Origin of the sequence: Tsukamurella tyrosinosolvens (assembly GCF_900104775.1) — a bacterium.
GTDB classification, from domain to species: domain Bacteria; phylum Actinomycetota; class Actinomycetes; order Mycobacteriales; family Mycobacteriaceae; genus Tsukamurella; species Tsukamurella tyrosinosolvens.
The window spans coordinates 807,812-829,330 of the sequence record NZ_FNSA01000003.1 but is presented as its reverse complement, the minus strand read 5'-3'; the positions used below and the strand labels follow the sequence as shown (position 1 = coordinate 829,330).

Here is a 21,519-nt window from a genome sequence, read left to right as displayed (position 1 = left end):
TCCTAAGTTTTCCGCGGGGGTTTCAGACGAGACCGCTCGACAGCGCCACGACGGCCCCGAGCCACGCGATCGCGATCGCCCCGGCGAAGCCCGCGCAGAACCACCGGGCCACGGGGCGCAGACGGTACGCGGACAGCACCGGCACGGCGCCGGCCGTCCCCAGCGCGAGCAGGAACAGCCCCAGCCACCGGTTGACCGCCATCACCGCCACGAACAACCCGGACAGCACGCCGCCCGCGAGCAGCGCGACCACCACCGCGACCGCGGTGCCGGTGATCCACGGCGTGTAGCGGGGCCCGGTCACGTGCGCGCGCGCTCGTACAGCGCCAGCGCGGCGGCGGTGGCGACGTTGAGCGAATCGGTGCCGCGCGACATGGGGATCCGCGCGCGCACGTCGGCCGCGGCCATCGTCTCGGGCGTGAGTCCGGGGCCCTCGGCGCCCACGAGGTAGGCGACCCGCGAAGGCCCGCCCGCGACGGCCTCCGCCACCGTCGCCTCCCCCGACGGGGTGAGCGCCACCGTCCGGAAGCCGTGCTCCGCCAGCACGCCCAGCCCCTCCGCCGGCCACCCGGACGCGGGCAGGTGCGCGAAGGGCACCAGCAGCACGTGGCCCATGGACACCCGCACGGCGCGCCGGTACAGCGGGTCGGAGCAGCGCGGCCCGAAGAGCACGGCGTCGGCGCTCAAACCCGCGCCGTTGCGGAAGATCGAACCGAGGTTCTCGTGGTCGTTGACGCCCTCGAGCACGACGACGGTGCGCGCACCGTCGAGCAGTTCCCCCGCTTCCAGGGGCGCGGGCCGGCGGGCGGCCGCGAGCACGCCGCGGTTGAGGTGGAAGCCCACCACGCGCGCCATCAGGTCGGCGGTCACGAGGTAGCGCGGCACGTCGAGCGCCAGGCCCTCGAGCCGCGCCAGCTTGGATTCGACGCCCATGATCGCGTGCGGCACGAACCGCGAGGCGAGCATCCGTTCCACCACGGGGACGCCCTCGGCCAGGACGACGCCGCGCGCGAGGTCGGGCCGCTTGTCCGCGGCGGACAGGTCGCGGAAGTCGCTGAGCCGCGGGTCATCCGCGTCGCGAATCGGATAAATCGGTTGCGCCGGCACCCCACCAGCCTAATATCGAACTACGTGATCGAGATCCGTACCGCCACCGAAGCCGACTGGCCCGAGATGTACGCACAGGACGTGCACGCCTTCGGCTCCCCCTTCGAAGCCGAAGCCGCACCGCTCATCCGGCGCACCCTGGACCTGGACCGGTTCGTCGTGGCCCGCGACACCACCGACGGCGCGCTCGTCGGCGTGGCGGGATCCTTCGCCCTCACACTGACGGTGCCCGGCGGCGCGCAGCTCGATGCGCCCGGCGTCACCTGGGTCTCGGTGGCGCCCAGCCACCGTCGCCTCGGCGTACTGCGGACGATGATGGACGAGTTGCACTCCCGCTACCGGGCCGCCGGCAACGCCGTCGCGATCCTCACCGCCAGCGAGGGCACCATCTACGAGCGCTTCGGCTACGGCGTCGCCACCCACATCGACGAGGTGACCATCGCCCGCCGCACGGCGCGCCTGCGCGCCCCGCTGCCCGGCCCGTTGCGGACCCGCATCACCGAGGCCTCGGCCGCGCGCGGGGCCGTCGAGGACCTCTACCGCCGGTGGCACGCCGCCACACCGGGATCCGCCTCGGCGGAGCAGTTCTGGGAGCTCTTCCACGCCGACCCCGAATGGGCGCGGTGGGGCGGTTCCGCGCGCCGGCTCCTGCTGCATCCGGACGGTTACGTGACCTACCGGGTGGACGAGAAGGACAGGGCCCAGCTCGACGACGTCAAGGCCCTCACCGACGAGGCCGCCGCCGACCTGTGGCAGACGGTGCTCGGCCTGGACACGTTCGACGAGGTGACCGTCGACCTGCCGCCGGACCACCCGCTGCGGGAGATGCTGGTCGATCCCCGCTCGGTGAAGGTCACGGCCCGCACGGACCGGCTGTGGCTGGCGTTCCTCGACGTGCCCGCCGCGCTCGTGGCCCGGACGTACGAGAGCGACGGCGACGTCGTGCTCGGCGTCGACGGCACCGCGTACCGGCTCACCGTGCGCGGGGGCGTCGCGCGGTGCCGGGCGACGGAGGAGGCACCGTCGGTCGCGCTGACCGGGCCGACGCTGGCCGGGCTGTACCTCGGCGCTGTGACGCCGGACACGATGGCGCGCGCCGGCCGGATCACGGGCGATGTCGGCGCACTGTCGGTTTTCCTCACGGGTCGGCAGCCGGAACTCGGGACGTCGTTCTGAAAGAACGGGCACTGACGAATCAATGCCGGAAAAGGAACGGCCCTCTCGGAATCAATCCGAGAGGGCCGTTCGATATTCGATCAGGAATCGCGGAGGATTCAGCTTTGCTTCTCTTCGGCGGCGATGAGGCCGTTGAGAATTCCCACCGCGTCGCCGAGGGTCGCGCGCTGCTCGGGAGAGAGCTCGTCGAGCTTGCCGCGCAGCCACGCCTCGCGGGCCGCGGCCTCGCCCGTGATGATCTGTTCGCCCTCGTCGGAGAGGCTGACGATCACCTGACGGCCGTCGGTGGGGTGCGGGGCGCGCCGGACCAGCCCCAGGTCGGCGAGGGACGCGATGACCCGGGTCATCGACGGCGGCTGCACGCGTTCGCGCGCCGCGAGTTGCCCCGGAGTGAGGGGTCCGTCGTTCGCGAGCGCGTTGAGCGCGGAGAGCTGCGTCAAAGAGACGAGCGAATCGCGACGCCGGCCGCGAAGGTGGCGGGCGAACCGCACGGTGGCGAGAGCGAGATCTCCCGCCAACCGATCGTCATTGTCAGTCACGGCGTTAGAGTACATCTGCTAAGTGCAATTCCGCGCATGAACCCCGGGAGTACCGATGAACCTTCAAGGGAACGAGCCGGGAAACGCCGTCTCGGCGCCCGAACTGCCCCGCGCCGCGACGGAGCCCCGGCCCGTCGTCATCGCCGGGACCATCGCCTTCGCCGTGGCTCTCGTCGTCGCCCTGCTCGCGCGGGAGACGTTCGGCGACGCGTGGGTCGTGTGCGCCTGCGGCGTCGGCGTGGGGATCTTCGGCGCCACGGTCCTCACCCTGCAGCGGCGGGCGGCCCTGCGCGGCGATCGGGGAGCGCAGCGCGGCCTCGTATGAGCCGCAGCACCAGCAGCCCCGCCGCGACCACGACCGCCCCGATGACCCAGCCCGCCAGCACGTCGAGCATCCAGTGCGCCGCCAGGTACACCCGGCTCAGGCCGATCGCGAGCGATCCGGCCAGCGCCGCCACGAGGGGCCACCTTCGGCCCGTCAGGGCGTAGGCGGCCACGCCGAAGGTCCCGAGGACCACCATCGAGTTCAGCGCGTGCCCGGACGGGAAGCTCTCCGAGGAGATCACCACGAGCCGGGGCGGTATCGGCGGCCGCTCGCGCCCGAAGACTTCCTTGAGCACGACCATCAGCCCGAGCCCGAACAACTGGGTCAGGCCGCAGTACAGCGCCCATGCCCGATCCCCGCGGCGTAGAAGTAGGTACAGGAAGCCCGCGATGCCGATCGCCCACATCGACGCGGTGTTCCCCACGGTCGTGATCACCCGCATCACCACGGTCAGCGCGTCACCGCGGATCGAGAGCATCCAGTCGAGCGCGCCCTGATCGACGGGATTGGGCCATGCGTCGCCGTCGGTCACCACCGTCCCGACTGTACGTGCAGGACACCGTCGACGACCACGTACGGGACCCGGCGCTCACCGCCCGCGGCCGTCACGACCAGGTCGTCGTGGACGTGCACCTCGACGGCGTCCGGCAGCTCGCCGAGCGCCTGGGCGAGCGTGACACCCGGGTGCGCGCCCCGCGCGAACCGCTCTCCGCCGCCGGGGATCCCCACGGGCTCGGCGCCCGCGAGCGGCAGGTCCAGGGTGTCGGCGAGCGCCGCCGCGACGTCCAGCCCGCCGAACACCAGGCCCGACGCCGTGAACCGGGCGTGCGGCACGTCGAGCACCGCGGCGTCGTCGGCGTCGAGCACCGCGCCGTCGATCCCCCGGACCCGGGCCGGCAGTGCGGCGAGCCGGTGCCCCGCGATCGCCCGGTGCGCGGCGATCACCACGGCGGGCGCGGGCGTGCGCTCGGGGTCGGCGAGGGCGTCGGCCAGCACCTGCGCGTCGGCGTCGGTGCGGACGGCGTGCAGCAGCGCGGCCCGCAGCGCCGGCGCGGTGGGGTGCGTGCAGGGCTCGAGCAGCCCGGCGAACGTCTCGTCGTCCGGGGACCGCAGGCCTCCCAGGTCGGTGCGGGTGTGCAGCCACCAGGCGGTGTAGCCGTCCGGATCGTCCAGCACGCCGGGCAGATCCGCGAGCAGGGTGTACGCGGGCTCCCAGTGTTCGACGAGGTCCAGGTCGCGCACCGCGAGCAGTTCGTCGGGTTCGGCGGGGAGCTGCGCCCACCACTCGTCGGCGCCGTCGAGGCTCGCGTCGGGCCCGGTCGGCAGCGGCTCGCGGAGCACCCCGAAGGACCAGCCGACGCCGATCGCCCGCAGCGCCGCCGCCGGGTGCCGCGCCTCGAAGTCCGGGTCGACGGTGCCGTACGGGTGGTCCTCCCCCAGCGCCTCGCGCAGCGGCGCGGCCGCGGCGAGGAGTTCGTCCGCGGGGTACAGCGCACCGTCGTCGCCCGGGACGGGCAGCGCGCCGAGCCACGTGGGCCCGACGGTGCCGCCGTCGCCGAGCAGGCCCAGCACGGCCTCGGTGAGCTCGACGTCCTCGTCGCCGGCGCCCGCCTGCCAGTCGATGCGGCCCACCTCCTCGCGCAGCGCGGGATCGCCGAGCAGGTCGGCGGCGGCGAGCGTGCGGGCGCCCGCGCGCTCCAGCAGCGGGTGGGCGGCCGCGGGGTGCACGATCCGCGCCCACGTGACCAGTGCCAGCGCCGCGGCGTCGCCCGCGACCATTGCCGCGCCGCGCGCGCCGGTCACCACCCGTCCGTCGGCGAGCGGCACCGGCAGCGCGCCCAGGTCGTCGGCCGGGAGCCGTGCGGCGTCGAGCGCGGCGTACAGCTCGCCGTACCAGGCCGGGTCGCGGTCGCGGGGCACCGCATCGGCGAGGTCCGCCGCGGTCAGCTCGCGGGCGCCGAGGGCGACCAGGCGCGCCGCGTCCGGCGCCGAGGAGTACGCCGGGGGCACGAGCGGAAGCGCCTCGCACAACAGAGCATTCAGCTCGGCGGTGAGCCCGGGCAGCACCGCGGCACGGTCCGGGCGCAGCCGCGCACCGTCGGGCCCGGGAACCCAGGCGTGCCCGCGCAGCTCGTCGTCGACCGCCTCGCGGAGCAGGGCGTCGACGGGGCCGGCGGGCGGCCGGCGCGGCGGCAGCAACGGCAGGGGGTCGGGCTGTGCGGCGACGAACGCGGCGTACCCGCGGGCCGCGAGCGCGACGTCCGCGTCGGGATGCAGGCGGCGCCGGTCGGGTGTCGTCGGCAGGTCGGCGATGACCCGCACCGGCAGGGTCAGCGGCTCGTCGGTGCGCGTGGGCGCGTGGAGGAACCGCGCGTCCGCGCCGATCACCCAGCGCGCGTGGGGCCCGCGCCCGGTCACGAGATCGGGCGCCGCGAACCGCTCCTCGCCGACGGTGATCGCGACGAGCGCGGGCAGATCCAGCAGGAGGTCCCCGGCCTGGTCGGCGAACTCGGCGAGCAGCGCGGGATCGGCGCCGACGAGCACGACCTCGGTGGCGTAGCCCGCGCGCGGCGGCGTGGCGACCGGGTAGGGCAGGCGCATCGCGGCGACCTCGTCCGACCCGGCGTCCGCGCGGGAGCGCTCGGCGGAGAAGGCGACACCGCCGTCGGCGGAGCGGATCTCGACGTGGTCGGTCACCGTCAGGACGGCGGCGAAGCCGACCCCGAACCGGCCGACGGAGGCACCGTCGGACTTCGGGGACACGCGCAGCGCGGCGAGGGAGGCGACCCCGGCCTTCGACAGCGGCGCGCCGGTGTTGGCGACGTGCACCCCGTCGGGCTCGGACCACACCGCCAGCTCGCCGGGGATCCCGGCGGCCGTGGCGGCGTCCGCGGCGTTCTGCGCCAGCTCCACGGCGACGCGGTCGCGGTAGCCGACGGTGACCAGGTCGCGCTCGGCGGCCAGATCCTCGGCGGCGCGGGTGGGCGAATCGCGCCAGGAGGTGAGGGTCGCGCGACGGAGCGCGGCGGTACCGAACGGATCGGCGGCCATGTCAGGCCTGCTCGGCGGGGACCTTCTCGACGGCGCCGTCGTCGTAGGGCTCGTACGCGGGGCTCCCCTGGCCCGACGGTGCCGTGACCGACGAGTGCGCGCCGCAGCCGTAGTGCGCGTGCACGACGTGGCCGTCGGCCGAGTACTCGTTGCCGCAGGCGCCGAAGGCCGCGCCCAGGGCGCCGGCCAGCGGCAGGAAGAAGGCGCAGTCGCCGCAGTGGTAGCGGGTGGAGCGGGCCATCTCGGACTCGGGGCCGAAGTCGCCGGCCAGCCAGCGCTCGGCGGCGTCGATCCGGCCGAACCGCGACATCACGCGCTCGAGGTTCACGCCGATCTCGCCGGCCACGTCGTCGAGCGCCGGGTCGCCGGAGAGGGCGTGGCCGGGCTCGATGCGCGCGTCGTTCTCGCGGGGCGGCAGCGTATCGCCCGGGGCGAGGTCGCCGGCGCGGATGCGCTCCTCCCACGGCACCCACTCGGGCGCGGTGAGGGACCCGGGGCCGGGCAGCAGCGCGGTCTCGGACACCGTGAGCTCACCGCCGGGGGTGGCGGCGATCACGGCGCACCACTGCCAGCCGCGGTACGCGGGCAGGTCGGCCTCGAAGTAATGGGCCACCGCGAACTCGTCCTCGACCACGGTGGCGACGTGCGCGCCCACCCGGGCGCCCTCGTCGGCTTCCAGTACGGCGCGCGCGAGGTCGACCGCGGCGCCTGACTGCAATGCGGAACTCACCCGTCCGATTGTGCCGGATGGCGGGCGCGCAGGTGCAGGCGGGCGGCACACGCCCCCGAAGACGGCACCGCCGCGGATGCGGAACAATGGTCCGTGTGAGCGGTCATCCGGGGCAGCAGCAGTATCCCCCCGACGAGCCCCGGCGCCGTCCGGGGCCGACGCCGCGTGCCCGAGTCCCGTCGAACGCGGGGCAGCGCGACGGCGGGGACCACGGAGCAGGACGCGGCCCGGAGCGCCCGCAGTACACCTCGAACCACCACCTCCCCCCGCTCGAGGACACCCCGTCCGCCGCCGATCGGCGCGCGGCCGAGGAGGAGCAGCGGCGGATGCCGCGCAAGATCACCGTCACCCGGGTGGCGGCCATGCGCAGCCGCGAGATCACCGAGGCCGGGATCGCCAAGTGGCATCAGGCCACCAAGGCCGACGGGGCCGACAAGTCGGGCCTGACCGCGCTCACCTATCCGGTGATCCTCAACAACGCGGTCGACGCCGCGATGATGGTCGCCCTGGCCAACACGCTCTTCTTCGCGGCGGCGCAGGCCGAGTCCAAGTCGAAGGTCGCGCTGTACCTGCTGGTGAACATCGCTCCCTTCGCGATCATCGCGCCGTTCATGGGGCCGCTGCTGGACCGCATCCAGCACGGGCGCCGCGTCGCGCTGGCCGCGTCCTTCGGGATCCGCGTCGCGTTGGCGGTGCTGCTCATCACGAACTGCGAGTACGACCCGATCGCGAACACGGTGAACTTCGACCCGTGGGTGCTCTATCCGTGCGCGCTCGCGATGATGGTGATGAGTAAATCGTTCTCGGTGCTCAAATCCGCGGTGGTCCCGCGGGTGCTGCCCCCGTCGATCGATCTGGCCCGCGTGAACTCGCGACTCACCCTGTTCGGTCTGGTCGTCGGCTCGGGTGTGGGCGGCGCGATCGCCTCCGGCGCGGAGTTCGGGCTCAGCCGGATGCTGCACATCCCGGGCGGCATGTACGCACTCATGGTCTTCGCGGTGCTCGGCGCCGTGCTGTGCATGCGCATCCCGAAGCGGGTGGAGAGCACGGCGGGCGAGGTGCCGACCACCCTCTCCTACACCGGCGCGATGGCCCGCGACGCGGAGCGGCAGGCGGACCGCGGGCAGGACGCCGAGAGCGGCCGCGCGAAGCTCGGCGCGGCGTTCAAGAACCTGCGGGTGCCGCTCGGCCGCAGCGTGGTCACCGGCCTGTGGGGCAACACCACGATCCGCGTACTCACCGGCTTCCTCACCCTGTACATCGCCTTCTACAGCAAAGCCCAGCAGGCGGCGGGCGGCTCCGCCACCGAGTCCCTGTTGATGATCGGCGCCGTCGGCGCGGCCGCCGGCATCGGCAACTTCATCGGCAACGGCATCGGCGCGCGGCTGCAGCTGCCGCGGCCCGCGCGCATCGTCGTGCAGGCGACGGTCGCGGCCACCGTCGGCGCGATCGTCGCGGCGGTCTTCGGCAACCTCGTCGTGGTCGCGGCCGTGACCTTCATCGCGTCCGGGGTGTCGGCGCTCGGCAAGGTCTCGCTCGACGCGTCCATCCAGGACGACCTGCCCGACGAGTCCCGCGCCTCCGCCTTCGGCCGGTCCGAGACGGCGCTGCAGCTCGGCTGGGTCGGCGGCGCCGCACTCGGCGTGCTGCTGCCGCCCACGCTGTGGATCGGCTTCGCGACCGTCGCCGCGATCATGGTCGTCGGCACCGTGCAGACGGTGCTCACCTACCGCGGCGGCTCGCTCGTCCCGAACTTCGGCGGCAAGCGGCCGGAACACGTCCCACCCACGATGAACGGTGTCTGAATTGATCAAGCCCAGCCCGAAGCTCCTCCTCGCCGGCGCGGTGTTCGCCGTCGCCGCGGCGGTGCTGTTCGCCTTCACCATCGTCGCCGGGCTCGAGAAGCGGGATGAGCCGAAGCCCCGCCCCACGCTGCAGGCGACCGTCGGGGACCGCATGCTGAACGTCGCGCCGATGCAGTTCTGCACCAACGTCCAGGCGTCGGCGTGCGACACCGCGCAGCGCCCCGTGAAGCTGCCCGTGGAGTTCGGCCAGGCTGTCGTCATCTCGCTGCCCGAGTACATCACCGAGCGCCCCTGGTTCCTGACGGTGCAGCGCTACGACGCGAAGCGCGGCCAGGCGAAGCTCGACACGATCACCCACGTCGATCCGGCCGAGGCGACACTGGTCCTCAAGTCGACTGAGGACCTGTGGGTCGCGGCCGTCGAGATCAACGTCCCGTCGCAGTACCAGGACGCGTCGGGCAACCTCATCGCGCAGGCCGTCTGGGGCATCGACACGACGCCCAAGGACTTCGCGCTGGTCCAGAAGCCGTGACCGCGTACTGAGCCTCACCCGGTCCGGTCCGCCCGTCCCGGCAAGCGGAGCGCGGGGACGACGCCGAGCGCGGTGACCACCGCCATCACCCAGAACGCGGGGTGCAACGCGGCGTCGGCGGGCCCGTGGGCGAGCCCCGCCTGCAGCACGACCGCGACCGCGGCGACGCCGATCGCTCCGCCGAGCTGCTGCGCTCCCCGGGTGAACATCGAGGCGTGCGGGAACTGATCGCGCGAGAGCCCGGTGTACGCCGACGACAGGATCGGGACGAGCACCGCGCCGAGGCCCAGCCCACGCACGAACAGCACGAGCGCGAGCACGACCGGGCTCGTCCCGGCCGTGACGAAGGCGAAGGGCACCGTCGCGGCCGCCATCAGCGCGAGCGCCGAGACGGCCACCGGACGCGGACCGAAGCGGTCCACCAGCCCACCGACGAAGAACCGCGGCACGAACGCCCCGACGGCCTGGGGCGCGAGGAGCAACGCGGTGGCGAGGGCACCGTCGCCGCGGACCGTCTGCCAGTACAGCGGCAGCAGGAACATCGTCCCCATGAGCGCGCCGCCCACGACGAGACCGGCCAGCGTCGACGCGGCGACGGTCGGGATCCGGAGCAGCCGCACGCGCACGAGCGCGCGATCGCCGACCCGCAGCGCGTGCGCCCCGAACGCCGCGATCAGCGCCGCTCCCACCCCCACCGCCAGGAGGACGCCGACCGACGCGCCGGCCCCTGCCAGTTCGGCGAGTCCGTAGAACGTGAGGACGATCCCCGGCGCGAGCAGCGCCAAACCGGTGCGGTCGAGCGGCGGAGCACTCCCCGCCACCGGCGCGTCGTCGGGCAGGACCCGCAGCGCCGCGACGACGGCGGCGACGCACAGCGGCACGTTGATCGCGAACATCCAGCGCCAGTCGGCCCAGTGCAGCAGCGCGCCGCCCAGGACGGGCCCGATGAGCGGCCCGAGGGCGATGGGCACCCCCAGCGCCGCGGTGACCCGCGCGACGGAGCCGCCGCCCGCCGCGCGCACCGCGATCGTCTGCATGTTCGTCATGAGCACCCCGGCCGCGGCGCCCTGCAGCGTGCGGAACGCGACGAGACTCATCGGACTCCAGCTCAGCGCGCACAGCGCGGAACCGGCGGCGAAGACGGCGAGCGCCGCGAGCCACGTCCGTCGTCCGCCGAGGCGCGCGTCGAGCCAGCCGCAGAGTGGAATCGAGACGACGAGCGCGAGCAGGTACGCCGTGCTCACCCACTGGATCGTCGCGACGTCGGTGTGCAGGTCGACGACCAGTGTGTGCACCGCGATGGTCAGCATCGTCGTGTCCAGGATCGGGGCGAACGCACCGAGGACCAGCGTCGCGATGAGCGCGCGCATGGGTCGCGTCGCCACCGCTTCATTAGATACAGTCATGTATCTAATGTGCGCCATGTTGATAAGATACGCAAGTGGACTCAAACGTTGAGGCGCCCCGCACCCGCCGTCGGGGCGCCGCCCTGGAGGCGGCGATCCTGGACGCCGCGTGGGACCAGCTCACCGACGGGGGCTACGGCGACTTCACCCTCGAGGCGGTCGCCGCCCGCGCCGGGACGTCACGCTCGGTGCTGTACCGCCGGTGGCCGGGCCGGGTCGAACTCCTGCGGGCCGCGCTGGCGCACCGCGGCGACACCCTCACCGCCCACCCGTCGGACACCGGCACCCTGCGCGGCGACGCGATCGCGCTCCTGCGCGCCATGTCGGACCACCGCGTCGAGCTGATGATCCTGCTGCAGACCCGGCTCGGCGAGTTCTTCGCCGAATCCGGGGACTCGCCCGCCGACCTTCGAGAACTCATGGTCGGGCCGCGCGGCGGATCGATGCACGACGCCGTCGCCCGGGCCGTCGAGCGCGGCGAGATCGACCCGGCGCGGGTCACAGACCGGATCGTGCGACTGCCCGCAGACCTGGTCCGCCACCAGATGGCGATGACCCTGCGGCCGGTGCCGATCGAGGACATCACCGAGATCGTCGACGACTGCTTCCTGCCGCTGCTGGCACCCCGGGAGCCCCGAGCGGGGACCTAGGAGTCGAGCTCGCGGGCGATCTCGCGCAGCACCTTGGCGATCTGCTCGGAGGCCTTGCGGTCCGGGTAGCGGCCCTTGCGCAGCTCGGGCTGCACGCCCACGTCGAGCAGCTGGATCATGTCCTCGATCAGCACGTTCAGATCCTCAGCGGGCCGACGGTTCGCGGCCGGCCGGCGGCCGCGCTGGCCACCCGCGGCGGCACCGCGCGAGACGCTCGGGGCGGGCTCGAGCACGGTCACCGTCAGCGCCTGGGGGCCGCGACGCCCCGCGGCCATGCTGAACTCGACCCGCTGGCCCTGCTTGAGCCCGTCGGCACCGTCGGGCAGCGCCGACGACCGGACGTACACGTCCTCGCCCTCCTCCTGGGAGAGGAAGCCGAAGCCCTTGTCCGCGTCGTACCACTTGACCTTGCCGGTAGGCACTTCTCGTCACCCGCTCTGCACTAAGAACAACAAAACGCGCCCCGCGAACGGCGAGACGCACTGGGACTAGTCTAGAGGAATGGGCAAGCTCGTTTCCGGCGCCGTCTCCGTCTCGATCGCACTCTTCGCGATCGGGCTGATCGCGATCGCCGCCCTGTTCCTCACGCCGCTCCTCGCGGACGGCACCACCGCCCCCACCTGGGTGTACGCGCTGACGCCGCTCGCGCCCGTCGGCTTCCTCGTGGGCGTGATCGCGGTCATCCTCGGCGGGCGGGCCGGGGACGGCGAGCCGCGGCCATGAAGCCGCTGGTCGACCGCTACGGGCGCGTCGCACGCGACCTGCGGGTCTCCCTCACCGACCGGTGCAACCTGCGGTGCACCTACTGCATGCCCGCCGAGGGGCTGCCCTGGCTGGCGAACGAGCACGTGCTGACGGGGCCGGAGATCGACCGGCTCATCACCATCGGCGTCCGCGACCTCGGAATCACCGAGATCCGATTCACCGGCGGCGAGCCCCTGCTGCGCGCCGACCTCGACCGCATCGTCGCGCACGCCGCCGCTCTGGAGCCGCGGCCCGAGATCTCGCTGACCACGAACGGCCTGTCGCTGGCGCGGCACGCGGCGAAGCTCGCGGGCGCGGGCCTGGACCGCGTGAACGTCTCCCTCGACACCGTCGATCGCGAGGAGTACGCCAAGGTCACCCGGCGCGACCGCCTCGACGACGCCCTCGCCGGCCTGCGGGCCGCCGCGGACGCGGGCCTCACCCCGGTGAAGGTCAACGCCGTCCTCGGCCCCGGACGACTCGGCGACGCGCGGCCGCTGCTGCGACTGTGCCTGGAGGCCGGCTACGAGCTGCGGATCATCGAGCACATGCCGCTGGATGCCGACCACACGTGGGACCGCGGCACGATGATCACCGCCGAGCAGATCCTGGCCGAGCTGCGCCGCGAGTTCACCCTCACCGCGCACGGCGAGGCCCGGGGCAGCGCGCCCGCCGAGCGCTTCACGGTCGACGGTGGCCCCGCGACGGTCGGCGTGATCGCCTCGGTCACGCGGCCCTTCTGCGGCGACTGCGACCGCGTGCGGCTCACCGCCGACGGCCAGATCCGCACGTGCCTGTTCGCGGCCGACGAGACCGACCTCAAGCCCCTGCTCCGCGGCGGCGCGACGGACGAGGAGATCGCCGACGCGTGGCTCGCCGCGATGCTCGGCAAGCAGGCCGGCCACGGCATCGACGACCCGTCCTTCCTGCAGCCGGCGCGCCCCATGAGCGCGATCGGGGGCTGACGGCGTGCTGATCCGCTACTTCGCCGCCGCCCGGGCCGCGGCGGGGGTGCCCGAGGAGACGGTGCCGGTGCCCGACGGCGCCACGGTCGCCGAGGTCGCCGACCTGCTGGCCGCGCGACACCCCGAGCTGGGCCGGGTCCTCACGCGCTGCAGCTTCCTGCTCGACGAGGTGGCGGTGCGGGACGTCGCGGCGCCGGCGTCGGGCGCGATGCTCGACGTGCTGCCGCCGTTCGCCGGCGGCTGATCCGTCCCGCTGTCCGAGTGACATCTGTCACACATCGCAAAATCACGGTCCGGTAACGGTTGGGCCACGGGGCGGGGTCTGTTACCGTCGCTGAGGGCCGCAGCAGCAGCCACCCGATCGATCGCAGCGCAGAGCTTCGTCCAGCGTTCGATTCGGGACATGCACCACGATCTACACCTGGACGAAGGCGGAGGAACCATCCGCGGCCGCGAGGCCGCAGGGCACACGCCCTAGGGGTCAAGCCGGGCAACCGGCCGAGCAGCCTCTCGCTCGAACCCGACAGCTAACTTCGCACGCGCGTAGAGAGGAAAGACTTCACACGATGACCGGTCGTCACCGCAAGCAGTCCACCACCAGCCTGAGCGCCGCGAAGGTCGCCGCCGCGGGCGCGATGCTCGGTGGCGCGGGTCTCGCGCTCGCCGCCCCCGCCGCGAACGCCGCCCCCGATTCCCAGTGGGACCAGGTCGCCGCGTGCGAGTCCGGCGGCAACTGGGCCATCAACACCGGCAACGGCTACCACGGCGGCCTGCAGTTCAGCCCGTCCACCTGGGCCTCGTACGGCGGCACGCAGTACGCCCCCACCGCCAACCAGGCCAGCCGCGCACAGCAGATCGCGATCGCCGAGAAGGTCCTCGCCGGCCAGGGCAAGGGCGCATGGCCCTCCTGTGGCACCGGCCTCGGCTCGGCCACCCCGCGCACCGTCTCCCCGACGGACACCGGCACCACGAAGCCGGTCACCAAGCCCGTGAGCAAGCCCGCCGCCAAGCCGGCCGCGAAGCCCGTCGCCAAGCCGGTGGCCAAGCCCGCCGCGAAGCCCGTCGCCAAGCCGGTTGCGAAGCCGGCCGCCAAGCCCGCCGCGCAGGCCGGTCAGTCGGTCAACTCGCAGTACATCAACCAGGTCATCTCGCAGGCCCAGAGCGGCGGCCAGCAGGTCGACCCCGCCGTGCTCGCCATGCTGCAGCAGGCCGCGGCCAAGGGCTACTGAGCCCACCGCTCCACGCACGTCCCGAGAGGGGCCTCCGGCATCACGCCGGAGGCCCCTCTCGGCGTTTCGGGCGCGTGATCCGATCACAGAAATGCGACACCCCGGCCGATCACGCAACGGTAACGTTTTGCATTCGCACACATTCTGCTACGTTCACTTCGACGTATTCGTGAATGCAAAGTTCTGCAGGAAAGAGAGCACCGGATGATCGCTCGCCACCGCACCTCGCGCACCGCCGGCAGGGTCGCCGCGCTCAGCGCCCTGATCGCCGCCGCGGGCCTCGTCGTCGCCGGTCCCGCCGGGGCGGTCCCCGGCTGCCCCTGCAACCCCCTGGTCCCCGTCCCGACCCCGGCCGCGCCCGCGAAGCCCGTGGCCGCGAAGCCCGCGCCCGACAAGCCCGCCGCCGCGAGGCCCGTGGGCGCGCAGGGCGGCAACGGCGCGGTGACGGTGCCCGGCGTGGGCCCCGTCGCGGTGCCCGGCGCGGTGCCCGGCGTGGGCGGCGGAGCCGGCACGGGTGCCGTCGCGCCCGGCGGCCGCACCGGCGGCGCGGCCGTCCCCGTGGGCGCGGCCGTCCCCGTCCCCGTGGGAGTCGGCGGCGTCCCGGTCGGTACGGGCGCCGCGCGCGTCCCCGTCGGCACCGGCGCCGCACGCATCCCGGCCGGCACCACTGGCCTGCCCGCCGGCATCGGCGGGGCCGCTGTGCCGGCCGGCATCGGCGCCGCGGCACTGCCCGCGGGCATCGGCGGCGCGGCCATCCCCGCCGGCATCGGAGGCGCGACGCTCCCCACCGGCGTCGGCGGCGCGCGCGTCCCGGCCGGCATCGGCGGCGCGCGCGTCCCGGCCGGCATCGGCGGCGCGCGCGTCCCGGCCGGCATCGGCGGCGTGCTGCCGGTCGGCGTCGGCGGTACGGGCTTCCCGATCGCCACCGCGAACGGCATCGGCAGCACCGGCGGCGTCACGACGAACGGCGCCGGCGCACGCGGCGTCGGCAGCGCGGCGGGAGTCGGCACGAACGGCATCGGCACGGGAGCGGGTGCGCGCGGCGTCGGCAGCTCGGCCGGCGTCGGCACGAACGGCATCGGCGCGCAGGGCCTGACCGCCGCGGTCGGCGTCCCCGGCATCGGTGCACCGGTCGTGCCCGGACGCCTCGGTGTCCCCTTGATCACTCCGCGTCCGTAAGACCCCACGAAGGTCACGACGTGCGCGGAGTACCGGTCACTCTTGGACGAACCGGCTGAAGGGTGGGTCGGCGGCTACGCGCTGCCGACCCACTCGTCTGTTCCGTCCCGGAACAGCTGGTGCTTCCACACGGGGAGCGCTTCCTTGACCGCGTCGACGAGACGCGCGCACGTCGCGAACGCCGCGGCGCGATGATCGGCCGCGACCGCGACGACGAGCGCCGCGTCCCCGATCGCCAGCGGGCCCACGCGGTGCGAGACCGCGACCGCCCGCACGCCCTCGGCGGCGTCCGCCTCACGCTGCACGACCTCCGCGATGACGCGCTCCGCGGTGGGGTGCGCCGAGTACTCCAGACCCGTCACGCCGCGGCCACCGTCGTGATCGCGCACGGCCCCGATGAAGCCGACGACAGCGCCCGCCTCGGGCCGCGTCACGGCCGCCTCGTGCGCGGCCAGGTCGATCGGCTCCTCGGTCACCCGGGCGAAGACGACCTCCGCCGCGGGCTTCTCAGCCATGGTCGCCGCCGCGGATCTGGTCGAGCGCGTGAACGAGGACGCCGTCGAGCACGGCGAGGCCGTCGCGGACCCCGCCCGACGAGCCCGGCAGGTTCACCACGAGCGACGAGCCGGCGACGCCCGCGAGTCCGCGGCTGAGCACCGTCGTCGGGACGTCGGGCAGGCCCGACGTGCGGATGGCGTTGGCGAGGCCGGGGATCTCGAAGGTCAGCGCGCCGCGCGTCTCCTCGGGTGTGCGGTCGGAGGGCGTGAGCCCGGTGCCTCCGGTGGTGAGCACGACGGCGTCGCCGCGGCGGACGGCGGAGCGGATCGCGGCGCCCACCTCCTCGCCGTCGGGCACGACGACGGGCCCGTAGACCTCGAAGCCGCGCTCGCCGAGCCACGCCGCGATGGCGGGGCCGGTGGTGTCCTCGCGCTCGCCGAGGGCGGCACGGGTGGAGGCGACCACGACGGTGGCGCAGCGGTCGCGGGACGGGCGGAGCGGTTCAGTCATCTGATCTCTCCCAGTGGCCGGTCTTGCCGCCGTCCTTGGTGAGCACGCGGACGTCCGTCATGACGGCGGCGGGGTCGAGTGCCTTGACCATGTCGTGCAGGGTCAGTCCCGCGACCGCGACGGCGGTGAGCGCCTCCATCTCGACGCCCGTCCGTCCCGTGCAGCGCACGGTGGCGGTGACGGCGATCTCGGCGCCCGACGGTTCCAGGTCGACGGTCACGCCGGAGATCGGCAGCGGGTGGCACAGCGGGATCAGGTCGGCCGTGCGCTTGACCGCCATGATGCCCGCGATGCGGGCGGTGGCGAGCACGTCGCCCTTGGGGACCGCACCGTCGGCGATCGCGGCGACGACCGCCTCCGTCGTGCGGAAGATTCCGGCCGCGACCGCCGTGCGGGCGGTGACGGCCTTGGCGGACACGTCGACCATGCGGGCGGCGCCCGCATCGTCGATGTGTGTCAGCTCTCCGGTCAGCGGTTGATCCGGGTCGACGGGTGCACGTACGGGATGTGCTGCTGCGGGAACTCCAGCTCGCCGAACGGCGACAGCGCACCGACCACCGGAGCGGCCAGCTCGTTCACGGCGTGGTCGGCGTGGCCGTCGGCACCCTGCGGCCAGCCGTTGTCGACGTAGCCGGGCTTCTTCGCATTCGAGGTCTCAGACACGCCGCTATTCTGACATGCCCCGGTGTCTACGCTGTATCGGTGAGCAGTAATACGTCGTCGACGGGCCCCGCGGCGTGGCTGCGGACGCGCACCGACGCCGAGATCGCGGCGCTGCTCGACGCCCGGCGCGACGTCGCGACGCCCGTCCCCGCCGGCTTCGCCGTCCTCGCGAGCCGCCTGGGCAGCCCGTCCTCGCTGGGCCGCGTCGCGGAGCGACTCACCCTGCCCGACCTGGCCGTTCTCGAGCTGCTCCTCGCCGAGCCACTGGATGCGGACGCACTGGCCCGCCGGCTCCGGGGCCGGGCGCTCAAGAAGCAGGTGCTCGCGTCGGCGGAGAAGCTCCGCGATCTGGCGCTGGCCTGGGGCGACGACATCCTGCACACGACGGCCGCCGCCCGCGAGGCGCTGCCGTGGCGCTCGACCCAGCTGACGACCCCGCCCGACCTCGGCGCCATCGACGCCGCCCTCGCCGCCGCGGGCCCCGACGAGCGCGCGCTGCTGGACCGCCTCGCGGAGGGCTCACCACTGGGCCGCACGGCCGCCGCGGGTCCGGGCACGTCCCCCGACCATCCGGTGCAGCGCATGCTCGCGTCCGGCCTGCTGGCGCGCGTCGACCACCAGACCGTCGAGCTGCCGTGGGAGGTCCGCGCGCGATTGCGGGGCGAGCTCCCCCTGGGCGCGTCCCTCAAGCAGCCCGTGCTCGACGGTCCGCCCGTCCCCGGCGCCGACGGGGCCGGCGCGGTCGCGGCGCTGGAGCTGCTGCGGCACGCCGACGACGTGCTCGACGTGCTGGGCGCGGTCCCGGCGCAGCGGGTGAAGGCCGGCGGCATCGGCATCCGCGAGCTGCGCCGGGTCGCCAAGGCCGCGGGCCTGGCCGAGGACCGCGCCGCGCTGCTGTTGGAGCTGCTCGCGGCGGCCGCGCTGATCTCCGAGGGCGAGCTCGACGGTGAAGAGGACTCGGTGTTCGCGCCGACCGTCGCGGTCGACGAGTGGCAGCGGTCCGCGCCCGCCGAGCGCTGGGCGCTGCTGGCCCGCACCTGGCTGGAGCTGCGCCGGCAGCCGGCGCTCATCGGCACCCGCGGCGAGGAGGGCATCGTCGGGCCGCTGCACCGGGCGGCACGCAGCACCGTCGCCCCGCAGGACCGCGCTGCCGTGCTCGACGCCCTGGCCCTCGCGCCGCCCGGCACCGCCCCCGCCGTGCCCGACCTGCACGCCGCCGCCCGGTTCGCGCATCCGTCCTGGTACCGCAGGCTCACGCTGGACGCGATCGCCGGCATCGTCGACCAGGCGCAGATCGTCGGCCTGGTGGCGGGCGGCGCCCTCACCTCCGCCGGCCGCGCGGCCCGCACCACCGACCCCGCACAGGCCATGGCCGCGGCGCTGCCGAAGCCCGTCGAGGAGTTCCTGCTCCAGGCCGATCTCACGCTGACCATTCCCGGTCCCACGACGCACGATTTCGCGGCGGCGGTCGCGCTGGTCGCGGACCTCGAGTCGGCGGGCGGCGCCGCGGTGTACCGCGTGACCGACGCGTCGGTACGGCGCGCACTGGACGCCGGCCGGACGTCGGCGGAGGTGCACGCCTTCTTCGTCGCGCACTCGGTGACGCCGGTGCCGCAGGGCCTGACGTACCTGGTCGACGACGTCGCGCGGCGGCACGGCGCGCTGCGCGCGGGCGTCGCCGGCTCCTTCCTCCGATCGGACGACCCCGCGCTCATCGCCGCGGTCCTCGCCTCCCCCGCCGCCGAGGCGCTCGCGCTGCGGGCCGTCGCGCCGACGGTGCTCATCGCCCAGGTCCCCCTGTCGGACCTGGTCGCGGGGCTCGCGGCCGCAGGCTTCAACGCCGCCGCCGAGGACTCGCGGGGCGTCGTCGTCGACCTGCGGCCCGCCGCGATCCGGTTGCCGTCGCCGCGCCCCCGTCCCCCGGCGGCGCAGCCGACGCTCGAGCAGCTCGCCGATGCGGCGGTGCAGATCCGGCGGCAGGACGTCCCGTCGGACGACGGTCCCCGCACGTCCGGCCCGGAGCTGATGGAGCTGCTGCAGTCCGCCGCGGGCGAGGGCCGGGCGGTAAGGCTGGGCTACGTGGACGCGAACGGCGTGTTCACGCGGCACGTCGTCGTGCCCGAGTCGGTGCGACACGGGCAACTCTCCGCGCTCGACGGTGACGCGACCCGCCGGTTCGCCCTGCACCGCGTGACCACCGCGGAGCCGGTGGAGTAGCTCAGACCAGTTCGCCGCGCTTGCGGGTGAGGTAGGCGCGCTCGGCGGTGTTGCAGGTGGCGGCGATCGCCGCGTCGTAGGCGTCCTTGGCCTCGGCGGTGCGCCCGAGTTTGCGCAGCAGGTGCGCGCGGGTGGCGTGCCAGGGGTGGTAGCCGTCCAGGGGCAGCGGGTCGATGAGCGCGAGCGAGACCTCGGGCCCGTCGAGTTCGGCGACGGCGACCGCCCGGTTGAGTCGCACGATCGGGGATCCGTCGATCATCAGCAGCTGGTCGTACAGCGCGACGACCTGCGCGTAGTCGACGGCGTCGGCGCTCGGGGCGTCGGTGTGGACGGCGCCTATCGCGGCGAGGATCTGGTACCGGCCGGGGCGGTTGATCGCGAGGCATTCGCGGACCAGGCCGTGGCCCTCGGCGATGGCGGCGCGGTCCCAGCCCGCGCGGTCCTGTTCGTCGAGCGGGACGAGCTGCCCGCCGCGCACCCGCGCCTCGCGGCGGGCCTCGGTGAGCAGCATCAGGGCGAGCAGGCCCGTGACCTCGGGATCGTCGGGCAGCAGCCCGCGGACCAGGCGCGTCAGCCGGATCGCCTCCGCGCTGAGCTCCTCCCGGATCGGCGCGCCGTCGCCGCTGGCCAGGTATCCCTCGTTGAAGACGAGGAAGAGCACCGTCAGCACTCCGTCGACACGATCGGGCAGGTCGGCGGCCGCCGGCACGCGGTAGGGAATCCGGGCGGCGGCGATCTTCTTCTTGGCGCGGGTGATGCGCTGGCCCATCGTGGTCTCGGCGACGAGGAAGGCGTTCGCGATCTCGGGCACCGTCAGGCCGCCGAGCAGGCGCAGGGTGAGGGCGACCCGGGCCTCGGGCGCGAGCGCCGGGTGGCAGCAGGTGAAGATCAGCCGCAGCCGGTCGTCCTCGACCGCGCCGGTCGGCTCGGGGCCGGAGTCGTCGTGGATCATCTCGGCCGCCCTGTGCTTGTTGTCGCGTTGGTTCTCGCGCCGGATCCGGTCGATCGCGCGGTTACCCGCGGTGGTGGTGAGCCAGGCACCGGGGTTCGGCGGGATGCCGGATTCGGGCCACTTCTCCGCGGCGGCGAGGATCGCCTCGCCCGCCGCGTCCTCGGCGATCGTGATGTCGCCGAAGCGGCGGACGAGCGAGGCGATGACCCGGCCGTACTCCTCGCGGAAGACCCGGTCGAGCGCGGTGCCGGCGTCGGTCACGCCAGCCCGTCGAAGGCGCGGACCTCGACGGTGCCGCCGCACGTCTTGGAGCCCTCGGCCGCGAGCCGGAGCGCGACGTCGAGGTCCGGGGCGTCGACGACCCAGAAGCCGCCGATGAGTTCCTTCGACTCGAGGTACGGGCCGTCGGTGATGATCGGCTTGTCGCCGCGGCCGTCGACGACGGTGGCGGTGGTCGCCTCGGCGAGCCCGCCCGCGAACACCCAGTAGCCGTCTGCCTTGAGCTGCTCGTTGAAGGCGTCGGTCCGCGCGAACGCCTCCTCCATCGCCTCCTTGGTGCCGTAGTCGCCGAAGTCGCCACGCTCGACGGGGCCGTGCACGGAGAGCAGGTAGTGCGTCATGATCTCGTTCCTCTCGGTCGTCGGGCGGCCCCGGTGGCCGCCCTTCACCCTCACTACGAACGCAGGCGTACCGATACGACACCACCCCGGGAAATTCTTCGCAGCGCCGATGTCGAAATCCGTCGACCCCGTTCGTGGAAGGGGTAGGACGCGCCCACCCCGGGCACCGTCACCACCGCTGAGGAGCACGCCATGAGCACCACCGCCACCACCACCGCACCCGTCCGCACCGACCGCCTGCCCGTGTGGAAGCACGGCATCGGCGCCGCCGTCGTCGCCTCGGTCGCCACCACCGCGATCGCCGCGGTCGCGTCCACCGCGGGCGTCAGCTTCGCCGGACCCGACGGTTCCGCGATCCCCCTGCTCGGGTTCGCGCAGCTCACGATGATCTTCTCGCTGATCGCCGTGGGCATCGCCGCCGTGCTGGCGCGGCGCGCCCGGCACCCGCGCTCGACGTTCGTGCGCACGTGCGTCGCGCTGCTCGTGCTGTCGATCGTGCCGGACCTGACCTTCGGCTTCGACGCGGCGTCGGCCGCGGTCCTGATCCTCACGCACGTCGCCGCGGCCGCGATCGTGGTGCCGGTGCTCGCCCGTCGCCTCGCCGACAATTGATTGACTGAT

At 74.1% G+C, this 21,519-nt stretch carries 26 protein-coding genes and 1 riboswitch; of the genes, 12 read left to right on the top strand and 14 right to left on the bottom strand.

The genetic code is table 11. The features are described 5' to 3' along the window. Window positions 1-22 precede the first annotated feature (22 nt). Together BLW32_RS05510 and BLW32_RS05505 are read right to left on the bottom strand one after the other, a co-directional pair. Window positions 23-304, bottom strand: coding sequence for a DUF2537 domain-containing protein (locus BLW32_RS05510; RefSeq protein WP_068740909.1), 282 nt, complete (start codon window positions 302-304; stop codon window positions 23-25). After that, the gene (locus BLW32_RS05505; protein WP_231857326.1) at window positions 301-1,107 is read right to left on the bottom strand and encodes a TrmH family RNA methyltransferase; all 807 of its coding nucleotides are present in this window, start codon (window positions 1,105-1,107) and stop codon (window positions 301-303) included. The genes BLW32_RS05510 and BLW32_RS05505 overlap by 4 nt, the downstream gene beginning before the upstream one ends. Window positions 1,108-1,131: 24 nt before the next feature. Here BLW32_RS05505 and BLW32_RS05500 point away from each other — a divergent pair, with 24 nt between their 5' ends. After that, complete coding sequence (locus tag BLW32_RS05500; RefSeq protein WP_068740908.1) at window positions 1,132-2,283, top strand: GNAT family N-acetyltransferase; 1,152 nt, start codon at window positions 1,132-1,134, stop codon at window positions 2,281-2,283. A 98-nt stretch (window positions 2,284-2,381) separates the two neighbouring features. Here the strand turns inward: BLW32_RS05500 and BLW32_RS05495 are convergent, their stop codons facing one another. Beyond that, the gene (locus BLW32_RS05495; protein ID WP_068524720.1) at window positions 2,382-2,822 is read right to left on the bottom strand and encodes a MarR family winged helix-turn-helix transcriptional regulator; all 441 of its coding nucleotides are present in this window, start codon (window positions 2,820-2,822) and stop codon (window positions 2,382-2,384) included. Window positions 2,823-2,877: 55 nt separating this feature from the next. Here BLW32_RS05495 and BLW32_RS05490 point away from each other — a divergent pair, with 55 nt between their 5' ends. Further along, on the top strand, window positions 2,878-3,147 hold the full coding sequence (locus BLW32_RS05490) for a DUF2530 domain-containing protein (protein WP_068627131.1): 270 nt from the start codon (window positions 2,878-2,880) through the stop codon (window positions 3,145-3,147). Here BLW32_RS05490 and BLW32_RS05485 read toward each other — a convergent pair. The 3 genes from BLW32_RS05485 to BLW32_RS05475 are packed head-to-tail and all read right to left on the bottom strand — an operon-like array spanning window position 3,086 to window position 6,928. Beyond that, window positions 3,086-3,682 (bottom strand): phosphatase PAP2 family protein, encoded by a 597-nt coding sequence (locus BLW32_RS05485; RefSeq protein ID WP_068740907.1) that lies wholly within the window; start codon window positions 3,680-3,682, stop codon window positions 3,086-3,088. The two genes, BLW32_RS05490 and BLW32_RS05485, sit on opposite strands and share 62 nt — an antisense overlap. Next, window positions 3,676-6,198 (bottom strand): sacsin N-terminal ATP-binding-like domain-containing protein, encoded by a 2,523-nt coding sequence (locus BLW32_RS05480; protein WP_068740906.1) that lies wholly within the window; start codon window positions 6,196-6,198, stop codon window positions 3,676-3,678. The genes BLW32_RS05485 and BLW32_RS05480 overlap by 7 nt, the downstream gene beginning before the upstream one ends. Before the next feature lies 1 nt (window position 6,199). Then, window positions 6,200-6,928 carry a DUF3027 domain-containing protein gene (locus tag BLW32_RS05475; RefSeq protein ID WP_068524133.1) on the bottom strand — a complete coding sequence of 243 codons (729 nt, stop codon included), beginning with the start codon at window positions 6,926-6,928 and terminating at the stop codon, window positions 6,200-6,202. An 86-nt stretch (window positions 6,929-7,014) separates the two neighbouring features. Between BLW32_RS05475 and BLW32_RS05470 the strand changes: the two genes are divergently transcribed. After that, window positions 7,015-8,733, top strand: a complete 1,719-nt coding sequence (locus tag BLW32_RS05470; protein ID WP_068524130.1) for an MFS transporter — start codon at window positions 7,015-7,017, stop codon at window positions 8,731-8,733. Further along, window positions 8,726-9,265 (top strand): DUF2771 family protein, encoded by a 540-nt coding sequence (locus tag BLW32_RS05465; RefSeq protein WP_082791293.1) that lies wholly within the window; start codon window positions 8,726-8,728, stop codon window positions 9,263-9,265. The genes BLW32_RS05470 and BLW32_RS05465 overlap by 8 nt, the downstream gene beginning before the upstream one ends. Before the next feature lie 14 nt (window positions 9,266-9,279). Here BLW32_RS05465 and BLW32_RS05460 read toward each other — a convergent pair whose 3' ends face one another. Continuing rightward, window positions 9,280-10,671: a DHA2 family efflux MFS transporter permease subunit gene (locus BLW32_RS05460; RefSeq protein ID WP_074850372.1), complete on the bottom strand. Its 1,392-nt coding sequence runs from the start codon at window positions 10,669-10,671 to the stop codon at window positions 9,280-9,282. A 35-nt stretch (window positions 10,672-10,706) separates the two neighbouring features. Between BLW32_RS05460 and BLW32_RS05455 the strand changes: the two genes are divergently transcribed. Next, on the top strand, window positions 10,707-11,321 hold the full coding sequence (locus BLW32_RS05455) for a TetR/AcrR family transcriptional regulator (RefSeq protein WP_068740904.1): 615 nt from the start codon (window positions 10,707-10,709) through the stop codon (window positions 11,319-11,321). Here BLW32_RS05455 and BLW32_RS28295 read toward each other — a convergent pair. Continuing rightward, a complete protein-coding gene (locus tag BLW32_RS28295; protein ID WP_068524124.1) occupies window positions 11,318-11,743 on the bottom strand; it encodes a cold-shock protein in 426 nt (141 codons plus the stop codon). The genes BLW32_RS05455 and BLW32_RS28295 overlap by 4 nt on opposite strands. Window positions 11,744-11,822: 79 nt before the next feature. Between BLW32_RS28295 and BLW32_RS05445 the strand changes: the two genes are divergently transcribed. The 5 genes from BLW32_RS05445 (at window position 11,823) to BLW32_RS05425 (ending at window position 15,438) form a co-directional block, all read left to right on the top strand. Further along, the gene (locus BLW32_RS05445; protein ID WP_068524121.1) at window positions 11,823-12,044 is read left to right on the top strand and encodes a hypothetical protein; all 222 of its coding nucleotides are present in this window, start codon (window positions 11,823-11,825) and stop codon (window positions 12,042-12,044) included. Beyond that, complete coding sequence (gene moaA, locus BLW32_RS05440; protein WP_068524119.1) at window positions 12,041-13,030, top strand: GTP 3',8-cyclase MoaA; 990 nt, start codon at window positions 12,041-12,043, stop codon at window positions 13,028-13,030. The genes BLW32_RS05445 and moaA overlap by 4 nt, the downstream gene beginning before the upstream one ends. Window positions 13,031-13,034: 4 nt before the next feature. Further along, window positions 13,035-13,274, top strand: a complete 240-nt coding sequence (locus tag BLW32_RS05435; RefSeq protein ID WP_068524117.1) for a MoaD/ThiS family protein — start codon at window positions 13,035-13,037, stop codon at window positions 13,272-13,274. Between the two features lie 150 nt (window positions 13,275-13,424). Beyond that, window positions 13,425-13,586, top strand: a riboswitch (cyclic di-AMP (ydaO/yuaA leader). Window positions 13,587-13,596: 10 nt separating this feature from the next. After that, window positions 13,597-14,259, top strand: coding sequence for a transglycosylase family protein (locus tag BLW32_RS05430; RefSeq protein WP_068524115.1), 663 nt, complete (start codon window positions 13,597-13,599; stop codon window positions 14,257-14,259). A 204-nt stretch (window positions 14,260-14,463) separates the two neighbouring features. Beyond that, window positions 14,464-15,438: a hypothetical protein gene (locus BLW32_RS05425; RefSeq protein WP_068740903.1), complete on the top strand. Its 975-nt coding sequence runs from the start codon at window positions 14,464-14,466 to the stop codon at window positions 15,436-15,438. Window positions 15,439-15,512: 74 nt separating this feature from the next. On the opposite strand, the gene BLW32_RS05420 is transcribed toward BLW32_RS05425, so the two are convergent. From BLW32_RS05420 to BLW32_RS05405, 4 genes are read right to left on the bottom strand one after another with little or no spacing between them, the layout of a single operon-like run. Further along, window positions 15,513-15,953, bottom strand: a complete 441-nt coding sequence (locus BLW32_RS05420) for a molybdenum cofactor biosynthesis protein MoaE (RefSeq protein WP_068740902.1) — start codon at window positions 15,951-15,953, stop codon at window positions 15,513-15,515. Beyond that, a complete protein-coding gene (locus tag BLW32_RS05415; protein ID WP_068524110.1) occupies window positions 15,946-16,446 on the bottom strand; it encodes a MogA/MoaB family molybdenum cofactor biosynthesis protein in 501 nt (166 codons plus the stop codon). The genes BLW32_RS05420 and BLW32_RS05415 overlap by 8 nt, the downstream gene beginning before the upstream one ends. Further along, window positions 16,439-16,918, bottom strand: coding sequence for a cyclic pyranopterin monophosphate synthase MoaC (moaC, locus tag BLW32_RS05410; protein ID WP_074850370.1), 480 nt, complete (start codon window positions 16,916-16,918; stop codon window positions 16,439-16,441). Before moaC ends, BLW32_RS05415 begins: the two co-directional genes overlap by 8 nt. Then, window positions 16,915-17,109 carry a hypothetical protein gene (locus BLW32_RS05405; RefSeq protein ID WP_068524106.1) on the bottom strand — a complete coding sequence of 65 codons (195 nt, stop codon included), beginning with the start codon at window positions 17,107-17,109 and terminating at the stop codon, window positions 16,915-16,917. The genes moaC and BLW32_RS05405 overlap by 4 nt, the downstream gene beginning before the upstream one ends. A gap of 39 nt (window positions 17,110-17,148) precedes the next feature. Here BLW32_RS05405 and BLW32_RS05400 point away from each other — a divergent pair, with 39 nt between their 5' ends. Then, the gene (locus BLW32_RS05400; RefSeq protein ID WP_068740900.1) at window positions 17,149-19,326 is read left to right on the top strand and encodes a helicase-associated domain-containing protein; all 2,178 of its coding nucleotides are present in this window, start codon (window positions 17,149-17,151) and stop codon (window positions 19,324-19,326) included. 1 nt (window position 19,327) lies between these two features. On the opposite strand, the gene BLW32_RS05395 is transcribed toward BLW32_RS05400, so the two are convergent. Next, window positions 19,328-20,539, bottom strand: a complete 1,212-nt coding sequence (locus tag BLW32_RS05395; RefSeq protein WP_068740899.1) for an RNA polymerase sigma factor — start codon at window positions 20,537-20,539, stop codon at window positions 19,328-19,330. Then, complete coding sequence (locus BLW32_RS05390; RefSeq protein ID WP_068741220.1) at window positions 20,536-20,898, bottom strand: YciI family protein; 363 nt, start codon at window positions 20,896-20,898, stop codon at window positions 20,536-20,538. The genes BLW32_RS05395 and BLW32_RS05390 overlap by 4 nt, the downstream gene beginning before the upstream one ends. A gap of 192 nt (window positions 20,899-21,090) precedes the next feature. On the opposite strand from BLW32_RS05390, the gene BLW32_RS05385 reads away from it, so the two are divergent. Next, window positions 21,091-21,510 (top strand): DUF6069 family protein, encoded by a 420-nt coding sequence (locus BLW32_RS05385; RefSeq protein WP_068740898.1) that lies wholly within the window; start codon window positions 21,091-21,093, stop codon window positions 21,508-21,510. The last annotated feature ends 9 nt before the right edge of the window (window positions 21,511-21,519 follow it).

What these genes read in the sequence shown, in the direction of transcription:
- BLW32_RS05490 (WP_068627131.1), top strand. Translation starts at nt 2,878, where the DNA reads ATGAACCTTCAAGGGAACGAGCCGGGAAACGCCGTCTCGGCGCCCGAA.
- BLW32_RS05480 (WP_068740906.1), bottom strand. Translation starts at nt 6,198, where the DNA reads ATGGCCGCCGATCCGTTCGGTACCGCCGCGCTCCGTCGCGCGACCCTC.
- BLW32_RS05470 (WP_068524130.1), top strand. Translation starts at nt 7,015, where the DNA reads ATGGTCCGTGTGAGCGGTCATCCGGGGCAGCAGCAGTATCCCCCCGAC.
- BLW32_RS05460 (WP_074850372.1), bottom strand. Translation starts at nt 10,671, where the DNA reads ATGACTGTATCTAATGAAGCGGTGGCGACGCGACCCATGCGCGCGCTC.
- BLW32_RS05445 (WP_068524121.1), top strand. Translation starts at nt 11,823, where the DNA reads ATGGGCAAGCTCGTTTCCGGCGCCGTCTCCGTCTCGATCGCACTCTTC.
- moaA (WP_068524119.1), top strand. Translation starts at nt 12,041, where the DNA reads ATGAAGCCGCTGGTCGACCGCTACGGGCGCGTCGCACGCGACCTGCGG.
- BLW32_RS05430 (WP_068524115.1), top strand. Translation starts at nt 13,597, where the DNA reads ATGACCGGTCGTCACCGCAAGCAGTCCACCACCAGCCTGAGCGCCGCG.
- BLW32_RS05425 (WP_068740903.1), top strand. Translation starts at nt 14,464, where the DNA reads ATGATCGCTCGCCACCGCACCTCGCGCACCGCCGGCAGGGTCGCCGCG.
- BLW32_RS05420 (WP_068740902.1), bottom strand. Translation starts at nt 15,953, where the DNA reads ATGGCTGAGAAGCCCGCGGCGGAGGTCGTCTTCGCCCGGGTGACCGAG.
- BLW32_RS05415 (WP_068524110.1), bottom strand. Translation starts at nt 16,446, where the DNA reads ATGACTGAACCGCTCCGCCCGTCCCGCGACCGCTGCGCCACCGTCGTG.
- BLW32_RS05390 (WP_068741220.1), bottom strand. Translation starts at nt 20,898, where the DNA reads ATGACGCACTACCTGCTCTCCGTGCACGGCCCCGTCGAGCGTGGCGAC.
- BLW32_RS05385 (WP_068740898.1), top strand. Translation starts at nt 21,091, where the DNA reads ATGAGCACCACCGCCACCACCACCGCACCCGTCCGCACCGACCGCCTG.